The organism is Acidovorax sp. GW823-FHT01C06, assembly GCF_058798375.1.
Window position 1 is genome coordinate 165,910 of record NZ_JBXAKN010000014.1, and the last position, 9,595, is coordinate 175,504.

Below are 9,595 nucleotides of genomic sequence, written 5' to 3' on the forward strand. Positions count from 1 at the left end.
TCCTCAAGCCCCTTCACGGAGCGCACTCCATCACCGACGCAACAGCGGTGTGGAGCCTGCTGAACGCCAACACCACCGCAGAAATTCGAAACGCTGCGCGGCGCTTCGACAGGCTCAGCGTGAACGGTGGTGGTGGTGCCTAGCTGCTTCAACGCGACGGGGAACGCCGCAAATCACAAAGCAGGGTCGCGGATTTCCCAGCGGATCGCGTCGATCGCCTGCAGCACCTCGGGCGAGAGCTTCGTGTCCCAGGCGTTCAGGTCCTCATCCAGTTGCGCCACCGATGTCACGCCGATGATGGTGCTGGCGACCTGCCACTTGGTGTAGCAGAAAGCCAGGGCCAGTTGCGTGGGCGTGAGGCCGTTGTCGCGGGCCAGCTGGTTGTAGCGGCGCGATGCGGCCAGCGCCTCGGGGCGGCCCCAGCGCTGCTTGCGCACCGACTCGTAGGTGGCGATGCGCGCGCCCTTCGGCGCGCCCGGGCCGGTGAGGCCGCTGTCGTCGTACTTGCCGGTCAGCAAACCGAAGCCCAGCGGGGAGTACGCCAGCAGCGACACGTTCAGGCGGTGGCAGGTTTCGTCCAGGCCGTTTTCCCAGGTGCGGTTGATCAGGCAGTACGGGTTTTGCACCGTGGCCACGCGCGGCAGGCCGTGCTGCTCCGCCAGCCGCACGAATTCGTGCACGCCGTAAGGGCTCTCGTTGGACAGGCCGATGTGGCGCACCTTGCCGGCCTGGACCAGGCCGGCCAGGGCTTGCAGCTGTTCGTGGATGGGGGTCTGCGACGTTTCCTTGGCGGGGTCGTAGTACAGGTTGCCGAAGGCGGGCACGTGGCGCTCGGGCCAGTGGATCTGGTAGAGGTCGATCACATCGGTCTGCAGGCGGCGCAGGCTGGCGTCGCACGAGGCCACGATGTCGGCCGGCGTCATGCCCTTGCCTTCACGCACCCAGGGCATGCCGCGCGAGGGGCCTGCGACCTTGGTGGCCACCACCAGCTTCTGGCGAGCGCCGGGGTTCTTGGCGAACCAGTTGCCGATGATGGTCTCGGTGGCGCCAAAGGTCTCGGCCTTGGCCGGCACCGAGTACATCTCGGCCGTGTCGATGAAGTTCACACCCCGGTCGAGCGAGCGCGTGAGAATGGCGTGCGAATCGGCCTCTGCCACCTGCTCGCCAAAAGTCATGGTGCCCAGGCAGATGGGAGTGACCTGCAGATCGCTGGTGCCGAGTTGGATTTTTTGCATGGAAAGAAGGAGTACGGGCAAACGAAGGACTGCGCAGAATAATGGATTTTGCTGCGCTCTGCAGGCCGCCGCAGGGCGGCCTGCAGAGCCTGCCTCACCCCCGCGCCACCCGCCGCCCCACCAGCCGCGCAGGCGACACCGCTGGCGGCGGTGCAGCGGGCGGCCCCATTACCATCCAGGGACACCCGCAGGCCCTGCGCTTTGCGGGACCTTCCTGCTGCCCCACTTCGCGCCGCCGCCCATGTACACCCCGCTCAAGCCCTCCCGCAGCAGCACGCTGCCTCTGCGCCATCTCGACTACCACGTCCGCCACTGGGGCCCGGAACACAGCCCGCTGCCCACGCTGGTGCTGCTGCACGGCTGGATGGACGTGGGTGCGTCCTACCAGTTCACCGTGGATGCGCTGCAGCAGGAGCGCCGCATCATCGCGCCCGACTGGCGCGGCTTCGGCCTTACCTCCACCGCGCAGGCCGACCACTACTTCTTTGCCGACTACCTGGCCGACCTGGACATGCTGCTGGACCACTACGCCCCCGGCGAAGCCATCGACCTGGTGGGCCACAGCATGGGCGGCAACATCGCCATGATGTATGCGGGCGTGCGGCCCGAGCGCATCCGCCGCCTGGTCAACCTGGAGGGCTTCGGCATGCCCGCCTCCAAGCCCGAGCAGGCGCCCAAGCGCTATGCGCAGTGGATCGACGAGCTCAAGCAGCTGCGCAGCGGCGAGCTGGCCCTCAAGACCTACGACAGCCAGGACGGCGTGGCCCGCCGGCTGATGAAGACCAACCCGCGCCTGTCCGAGGACAAGGCCCGCTGGCTGGCCGGCCACTGGGCCCGGCCCAACGCCCAGGGCCAGTGGGAAATTTTGGGCGACCCGGCCCACAAGATCACCAGCGCGCAGCTCTACCGGCTGGACGAGGCGCTGGCGCTGTACGACCGCATCGCCGCCCCCGTGCTGGCGGTGGAAGCCAGCGACGACAGCCTGGGCCAGTGGTGGAAGGGCAGGTACAGCCTGGAGGAATACCACCAGCGCCTGACCCATGTGCGCGACGTGCGCACCGCCGTCGTGCAGGACGCCGGGCACATGCTGCACCACGACCAGCCCGGGCAGGTGGCGCAGCTCATCGAGCAGTTTCTCGCCCCCTCCTGAGCAGCCTTCAAGCAAAAATGGCCTCCAGCGCTTATCCATCAAGCGCTGGCAGCTATCATTTTTGACAGACCCGGCATCCGATGGCGCCACCACGGGCCAAGGCGGCCCGGGCGGGCGGCCCGCCTGGGGGCTTTGCCGGGGCGCGGTGCCGTCCCATGAGAAAATCGCTGGTTATTCCACAGAACACACAGGACAAGAATCATGGACGCAGAACGCATCAACCTCATCGGCACCACCCTCGGCGACCTGGCCCTGCGCACGCAAGAGTTACGGAGGTATCTTTGACTTCGATGCCAAATTCGAACGCCTGCGCACGGTAAACGCGTCGCTGGAAGACCCTTCGGTCTGGAACGATCCCAAGAAGGCCCAGGAGCTGGGCAAGGAACAGAAGTCGCTGAACTCCGTCGTGCTCACGCTCGACAAGCTCACGCGCGAGCTGGCCGACAACACCGAGCTCTATGAAATGAGCAAGGAAGAAGGCGACGAACCCGGCCTCCTGACCATCGAGGCCGAGACGGCCAAGCTGCGCCTGCTCATCGAAGAGCTGGAGTTCCGCCGCATGTTCAGCAACGAGGCCGACCCGCTCAACTGCTTTGTGGACATCCAGGCCGGCGCCGGCGGCACCGAGGCCTGCGACTGGGCCAGCATGCTGCTGCGCCAGTACCTCAAGTACGCCGAGCGCAAGGGCTTCAAGACCACCGTCGAGGAAGAAACCCCGGGCGACGTGGCGGGCATCAAGAGCGCCACGATCAAGGTCGAGGGCGAATACGCCTACGGCCTGCTGCGCACCGAGACCGGCGTGCACCGCCTGGTGCGCAAGAGCCCGTTCGACTCGTCGGGCGGCCGCCACACCAGCTTCGCCAGCCTGTTCGTCTACCCCGAGATCGATGACTCGATCCAGATCGACATCAATCCGGCCGACGTGCGCACCGACACCTACCGCGCCTCCGGCGCGGGTGGGCAGCACATCAACAAGACCGACTCGGCCGTGCGCCTCACGCACATCCCCACCGGGATCGTGGTGCAGTGCCAGGACGGCCGCAGCCAGCACGGCAACCGCGACATCGCGTGGCAGCGACTGCGCTCGCGCCTGTACGACCACGAGATGCGCAAGCGCCAGGAAGAGCAGCAAAAGCTCGAGGACACCAAGACCGACGTGGGCTGGGGCCACCAGATCCGCAGCTACGTGCTGGACAACAGCCGCATCAAGGACCTGCGCACCAACGTCGAGATCTCGGCCACGCAGAAGGTGCTGGACGGCGATCTGGACGCGTTCATCGAAGCCAGCCTGAAGCAGGGCGTGTGATGCACGCCGAGGCCATCATCTTCGACATGGACGGCACCATGATCGACTCCATGCCCTGGCACGCCAAGGCCTGGGTCGAATTCACCCGGCGCCGCGGCATGGACATCGACGTGCCCGATCTCATGGCGCGCACCACGGGCCGCAACGGCACCGAGTGCATCCGCGAGCTGCTGGGCCGCGATGTGCCGCAGGATGAGGCCGACGCGCTCACCCGCGAGAAGGAAGACATCTACCGCGAGCTGTTCGGGCCCCGCTTCACCGAAGTGGCGGGCTTTCGCCGCTTTGCCGCGCAGCTCGGCGAACGCGGCCTGAAAGTGGCCGTGGGCACCGCCGGCGATATCCACAACGTGCAGTTCGCGATGACACGCCTGGGCCTGGAGCCCGCGCCCCTGGCCATCGTGCGCGGCGACGAAGGCCTGCCCGGCAAACCCCAGCCCGCGATCTTCCTGGAGGCGGCGCGCCGCATCGGCGCCAGCCCCGCACACTGCATCGTCTTCGAGGATGCGCCTTTCGGCATCGAAGCCGCGCGCCGCGCGGGCATGCGCGCCGTGGCGATCTGCAGCACGCACAGCGCGCAGGAACTGGCCGGGCCCCACGTGCTGGCCGCCGTGCGCGACTACACCGAACTCATGAACACCGACTTTCTGGAGAGCCTCCATGTTGCAACTGCATAAAGCCGACGGAAGCGGAGAAGGCGCCGGCCCGGCCGTCGCCATCCGCCGCGAGGACTACACCGCGCCTGCCTACTGGATCGACAGCGTCGAGCTCACGTTCGACCTGGACCCCGCCAAGACCCGCGTGCTCAACCGCATGCTGCTGCGCCGCAACCCCGAGGTGGCCGAGCAGCCGCTCAAGCTCGACGGCGAGGACCTGAACCTGGCGCGCGTGCTGGTCAACGGCCAGGGCACCTCGTTCAAGATGGAGGGCTCGCGCCTGGTGCTGGAGAACCTGCCCACGGGCACGGACGCCTTCGCGCTCGAGATATTCACCACCTGCTGCCCCGCCAAGAACACGCACCTGATGGGCCTGTACGTGAGCCAGGGCACGTTCTTCACGCAGTGCGAGGCCGAGGGCTTTCGCCGCATCACCTACTTCCTGGACCGCCCGGACGTGATGGCCAGCTACACCGTCACCCTGCGCGCCGACAAGGCCCAGTACCCGGTGCTGCTGTCCAACGGCAACCTGGTGGACAGCGGCGACCTGGAGGACGGCCGCCACTTCGCCAAGTGGGTGGACCCGCACAAGAAGCCCTGCTACCTGTTCGCCCTGGTGGCGGGCAAGCTGGTGGCCCGCGAGCAGAAGATCAAGAGCCGTTCGGGCACCGAGCACCTGCTGCAGGTGTACGTGCGCCCCGGCGACCTGGGCAAGACCGAACACGCCATGAATTCGCTGATGTACAGCGTGGCCTGGGACGAGGCCCGCTTCGGCCTGCCGCTGGACCTGGAGCGCTTCATGATCGTCGCCACCAGCGACTTCAACATGGGCGCCATGGAGAACAAGGGCCTGAACATCTTCAACACGAAGTACGTTCTGGCCAGCGAGGCCACGGCCACCGACACCGACTTCGCCAACATCGAAAGCGTGGTGGGCCACGAATACTTCCACAACTGGACCGGCAACCGCGTGACCTGCCGCGACTGGTTCCAGCTGAGCCTGAAGGAAGGCCTGACCGTCTTTCGCGACCAGGAATTCAGCCAGGACCTGGCGGGCAGCCCCTCGGCCCGCGCCGTCAAGCGCATCGAGGACGTGCGCGTGCTGCGCACCGCCCAGTTCCCCGAGGACGCGGGCCCCATGGCCCACCCGGTGCGCCCCGACAGCTACGTCGAGATCAACAACTTCTACACCGTCACCATCTACGAAAAGGGTGCCGAGGTGGTGCGCATGATGCACACCCTGGTGGGCCGCGACGGCTTCGCCAGGGGCATGAAGCTGTACTTCGAGCGCCACGACGGCCAGGCCGTGACCTGCGACGACTTCGCCCAGGCCATCGCCGATGCCAACCCCGCGAGCGACCTTGCACGCCTGCTGCCCCAGTTCAAGCGCTGGTACAGCCAGGCAGGCACGCCGCGCGTTCGGGCCACGGGCCGCTACGACGCCGCCACGCGCTGCTATGCGCTCACGCTGTCGCAAAGCTGCGCCCCCACGCCCGGCCAGCCCGCCAAGGAACCCTTCGTCATCCCCGTGGAGCTGGGCCTGCTCAGCGACAGCGGCGCCCCCCTGCCCCTTCACCTGGCGGGCGAAGGCGCCGCGCAGGCAGCCTCGCGCGTGGTGGTGCTGACCGAAGCCTCGCAGACGCTGACCTTCACGGACCTGGACAGAGAACCCGTGCCCTCGCTGCTGCGCAACTTCAGCGCGCCCGTGGTGCTGGACATCGACTACACCGATGCCCAGCTGCTCACCTTGCTGGCGCACGATGCCGACGCCTTCAACCGCTGGGAAGCGGGCCAGCGCCTGGCACTGCGCATTGCTATCAGTGCAATAGCTGACAGCGCACAACAGACAAGCGCTGGGGGCCATTTTGACCACCAGATCCTGCCGGCCGCGTTTGTGGAAGCGATGCGCGCGGTGCTGCGCAACCCCCTGCTGGATGCAGCCTTCAAGGAACTCGTGCTCACCCCGCCGTCCGAGACCTACATCGCCGAGCAGCTCGATGTGGTGGACCCGCAGCGCATCCACGCCGTGCGCGAAGCCATGCGCGAACAGCTGGCCCTGTCGCTGCAGGCGGACTGGGAGTCGGCCTGGGAGCAGAACCAGGACACCGGCGGCTACAGCCCCGATCCTGTCTCTTCGGGCCGCCGCGCGCTCAGCGGGCTGGCGCTGCACATGCTGTGCATCGCCGCCCAGAAGACGGGCGATGTGGTCTGGCCCGGCAAGGCCTACCAGCGCTTCAAGGTGGCCAGCAACATGACGGACCGCTTCAACGCACTGACCGCCCTGGTGGCCAGCGGCAGTGAACTGGCGGCCCTTGCCCTGGCACGCTTCCATGCGCTGTTCAAGGACGAACCCCTGGTCATCGACAAGTGGTTCGCGCTGCAGGCCGGCGCGCCGGACCGTGGCGGCAACGTGCTGCCCGCCGTGCGCCAGCTCATGCAGCACCCTGACTTCAGCCTGAAGAACCCGAACCGCGCGCGCAGCGTGATCTTCAGCTACTGCAGCGCCAACCCCGGCGCCTTCCACCGCGCAGACGCGGCGGGCTACGTGTTCTGGAGCGACCGCGTGATCGAGCTGGACGCCATCAATCCCCAGGTGGCCGCACGCCTGGCCCGGGCCCTGGACCGCTGGAAGAAGCTCGCAGACCCCTGGCGCACCTCCGCGCGCGAAGCCATCGCCCGTGTTGCCGCCAGGCCCGCGCTCTCCAACGACGTGCGCGAGGTCGTGACCCGTGCACTCGCCGAATAAACCACGACCAAGAAAGGACTGACATGGCAAAAAGCATCAGCCTGACCCGCTACCTCGTTGAACAGCAACGTGTGGACGGCCTCATCCCCTCGCAACTGCGCCTGCTGCTGGAAGTGGTGGCCCGCGCCTGCAAGAGCATCAGCCACGCCGTGAACAAGGGCGCGCTGGGCGGCGTGCTGGGCACGGCCAGCAGCGAAAACGTGCAGGGCGAGATCCAGAAGAAACTCGACATCATCGCCAACGAGGTGCTGATCGAAGCCAACGAATGGGGCGGCCACCTGGCGGCCATGGCCTCGGAAGAAATGGACGGCATCTACCTGGTGCCCAACCGCTATCCGCAAGGCGAATACCTGCTGCTGTTCGATCCCCTGGACGGCTCCAGCAACATCGATGTGAACGTGAGCATCGGCACCATCTTCAGCGTGCTGAAAAAGCCCGATGGCGACCGTGGCGTGGAGGAAGGCGACTTCCTGCAACCCGGCACCCAGCAGGTGGCCGCGGGCTACTGCATCTACGGCCCGCAGACCACGCTGGTGCTCACCGTGGGCGACGGCGTGGCCATGTTCACGCTCGACCGCGAACAGGGCTCCTTCGTGCTCACCGAAGAAAACGTGCGCATTCCCGAGGACACCAAGGAATTCGCCATCAACATGAGCAACATGCGCCACTGGGACGAGCCCGTGAAGCGCTACATCGACGAATGCCTGCAGGGCAAGGACGGCCCGCGCGGCAAGGACTTCAACATGCGCTGGATCGCCAGCATGGTGGCGGATGTGCACCGCATCCTCACCCGCGGGGGCGTCTTCATGTACCCCTGGGACAAGCGCGAACCCAACAAACCCGGCAAGCTGCGCCTGATGTACGAGGCCAACCCCATGGGCTGGCTGGTGGAGCAGGCCGGCGGCGCCGCCACCAACGGCAAGCAGCGCATCCTGGACATCCAGCCCACCCAGCTGCACGAGCGCGTCAGCGTGATCCTGGGATCAAAAAATGAGGTGGAGCGCGTGACAGCCTACCATTCCACGCTATAATCTGAGGCTTACGCCGGTGTAGCTCAGTCGGTAGAGCAGCTCATTCGTAATGAGAAGGTCGGGTGTTCGATTCATCTCTCCGGCACCAAATGAAGGGGCCAGTTCCTAGGGACTGGCCCCTTTTCTTTGTGTCACTTACGTGTAACCCCGAGCAGATTATCGAGCCGGGACGCCGCAAGTTGCAAGCCTTCTGGTGCGACATGGGCATACCGGTCGACCATTGCTTGAGTTTTCCAGCCTCCCAAACGCTGCAGTTCCCATGTCGGCGTACCCGCCTCCCGGTGCCATGTGGCGAAGGTATGGCGCAAGTCATGCCATCGGAAATTTTCAATTCCCGCACGCTTCAGGGCTGATCTCCATGCCTTCGTACTGACCTGCACTATGGGCTCACCCTCATACGTGAAAACATGCGTGCGGTGATCCCCTTTGCGCCGTTCAAGCACTGCCATGGCCATCACGTTGAGGGGCACAGCATGAGCATGACCATTCTTGTGCTGATCAGCTGCAATCCAGAGGTGTTGCCGCTCCAAGCTGATCTGCTTCCACTGGAGCCTCGTGACATTGCCTTGCCGTAGCCCCGTCGCGACAGAGAACTCTGCCATGTCCCGCAGATGCGGCGGCAACTCAGCGAGGAGACGCACGAACTCATCACGAGTCAACGAGCGAACACGGGCAGACCGATCCCGCAGCATTGAGACTTTCGGGATTCGATCGAGCCACTCCCAATCGTCTCGAGCCCGGCGAAGAATTGCCCGTACCAAGGCCATGTAGCGGTTAACTGTGGCCGGTGCAACGCCCTTCACCATCACTTGCCGTACGCGCTCCAATGTTTCTCGATCAACGTCGCGCAGGGCCTTCCCGGAGAGGTAAGGAGCAAACCACTTGAGCATGGACTTGTCCCACGCGTGAGTGCGTTTGTGCGCAGTCTCTTCGAGCCATCGAGCGGCAGCGTCATCCCATGATTTCTCAGGCCGAACGCCCAACCGATCCTGCTTCCATCGCTCAGCCTGTACCTTGTCATGCAGCCGCTGCGCATCCCGCTTGTTCGCGGTGCCTGTGCTGCGATACACAGGCTTGATCTCCCCGCGGATAGGAGAAAACTTCATCCACCAGTATGGTGAATTGGGCCTTTTGTAGAGGGTCATTCAGCCTCCCATCGAGGGCGTATGTTGGTATCTAGCACCCAAGACATTGCGTCCTTCCAACGGCTTAAACGCCAACTCAATTGGTTGGAAAAATACTCGGGTAGATCATCGAAAACTGCGACAGCAACCTCAGCCATCGTGTAGCCCACAAAGCGTATGCGTTCGGGCTTTGGCACGGTGACCCCCTTGCCAGAACTGAACCGATTGCTCCAAGGGTCGCCCTCTTCATAGGCCTTCATCATGTACTTCGAGTGAATCGCCCCGGGTTTTCTAGACACCTCTGAGCCTCAAACCTGAGGCCCAATAGGAGGTGCCATGAGTAAGCAAAG

7 protein-coding genes and 1 tRNA gene are annotated in these 9,595 nt (G+C 65.2%); 6 read left to right on the forward strand and 2 right to left on the reverse strand.

Going from position 1 to position 9,595, the window contains the following annotated elements:
- Positions 1 to 173 precede the first annotated feature (173 nt).
- Positions 174 to 1,235, reverse strand: a complete 1,062-nt coding sequence (locus tag AC1RCS_RS23535) for an aldo/keto reductase (RefSeq protein WP_492246196.1) — start codon at positions 1,233 to 1,235, stop codon at positions 174 to 176.
- Positions 1,236 to 1,476: 241 nt separating this feature from the next.
- Here AC1RCS_RS23535 and AC1RCS_RS23540 point away from each other — a divergent pair, with 241 nt between their 5' ends.
- From AC1RCS_RS23540 to AC1RCS_RS23565, 6 genes are all read left to right on the forward strand, one after another.
- Positions 1,477 to 2,385: an alpha/beta fold hydrolase gene (locus tag AC1RCS_RS23540; RefSeq protein WP_492246195.1), complete on the forward strand. Its 909-nt coding sequence runs from the start codon at positions 1,477 to 1,479 to the stop codon at positions 2,383 to 2,385.
- Positions 2,386 to 2,586: 201 nt separating this feature from the next.
- A protein-coding gene (prfB, locus tag AC1RCS_RS23545) for a peptide chain release factor 2 (protein ID WP_492246194.1) occupies positions 2,587 to 3,691 on the forward strand; the annotation gives its coding sequence in 2 pieces (ribosomal slippage) (positions 2,587 to 2,667 and positions 2,669 to 3,691; 1,104 coding nt in all).
- Positions 3,691 to 4,365, forward strand: a complete 675-nt coding sequence (locus tag AC1RCS_RS23550; RefSeq protein WP_218297529.1) for an HAD family hydrolase — start codon at positions 3,691 to 3,693, stop codon at positions 4,363 to 4,365. The genes prfB and AC1RCS_RS23550 overlap by 1 nt, the downstream gene beginning before the upstream one ends.
- Positions 4,349 to 7,090: an aminopeptidase N gene (gene pepN, locus AC1RCS_RS23555; protein ID WP_492246193.1), complete on the forward strand. Its 2,742-nt coding sequence runs from the start codon at positions 4,349 to 4,351 to the stop codon at positions 7,088 to 7,090. Before AC1RCS_RS23550 ends, pepN begins: the two co-directional genes overlap by 17 nt.
- A gap of 23 nt (positions 7,091 to 7,113) precedes the next feature.
- Complete coding sequence (locus AC1RCS_RS23560) at positions 7,114 to 8,121, forward strand: class 1 fructose-bisphosphatase (RefSeq protein ID WP_218338775.1); 1,008 nt, start codon at positions 7,114 to 7,116, stop codon at positions 8,119 to 8,121.
- A gap of 12 nt (positions 8,122 to 8,133) precedes the next feature.
- A tRNA-Thr gene (locus tag AC1RCS_RS23565) sits at positions 8,134 to 8,209 on the forward strand.
- Between the two features lie 43 nt (positions 8,210 to 8,252).
- Here the strand turns inward: AC1RCS_RS23565 and AC1RCS_RS23570 are convergent.
- Positions 8,253 to 9,266: a tyrosine-type recombinase/integrase gene (locus AC1RCS_RS23570; RefSeq protein WP_492246192.1), complete on the reverse strand. Its 1,014-nt coding sequence runs from the start codon at positions 9,264 to 9,266 to the stop codon at positions 8,253 to 8,255.
- Positions 9,267 to 9,595: the final 329 nt, after the last annotated feature.